The sequence below is a fragment of the Peribacillus sp. P4_B1 genome, from assembly GCF_056402395.1.
In genome coordinates this window covers 1-615 of record NZ_JBFUHM010000168.1, presented here as the reverse complement: position 1 = coordinate 615, position 615 = coordinate 1, and the positions used below count along the sequence as shown (strand labels likewise).

The 615-nt window shown below is 64.7% G+C and carries 1 protein-coding gene; it reads left to right on the top strand.

Translation table 11 applies throughout. From position 1 onward, the window contains the following. Positions 1 to 128: 128 nt before the first annotated feature. Positions 129 to 615 (top strand): HipA N-terminal domain-containing protein (locus AC1DVK_RS27105; RefSeq protein WP_477627845.1); only part of this gene is annotated, 487 nt, incomplete at its 3' end.

The following is a 615-nucleotide window of genomic DNA, read 5'->3' as shown; positions in this document are numbered from 1 at the left end:
TTACGACCAGATTGCGCGCATCGTTTCGGCCATGGGCTGCAGCCTTGTGATTGAAGAGGCTCCCCGGCATCGCGTGGCGGAAGACGAGCCGCCCCCCTATGCGCCGAAATGGTAGGCGGGCAAATACCATGGTGACCTTCCGCCGCCCCCGCAGCAGCCCAGGTTCCGGCACGCTGACGGTGTGGGCCAATGGAGAGCCCCTCGGCAACTGGTCCGTTGCCGACGGTGAGCATCGCTTCCAGTACGACGAAAAGTGGCTGCAGTCCCCCTCTTTACGCCAGTTGTCGCTTTCATTGCCTTTCATGCCCGGCAACCTGCCGCATCGCGGCGAGGTGGTGCATAACTTCTTTGACAACCTGCTGCCCGACAGCGATGCCATACGCCGGCGGCTGCGTGACAAGTTCGCCACGGGCGGTACGGCCGCATTTGAATTGCTGGCCGCCGTGGGACGCGACTGTGTGGGCGCGGTGCAACTGCTGCCGCCGGGGATGGAGCCCGAGGGCTTTGACCGCATTGAGGCACGGCCGCTGGACGAAGCCGGCGTGGAGCAAGCCATCGATAACGCGGTCACGGCCGGGCGGGTGCTGGGCCAGCAGCAGGAAGACGACTTTCGTA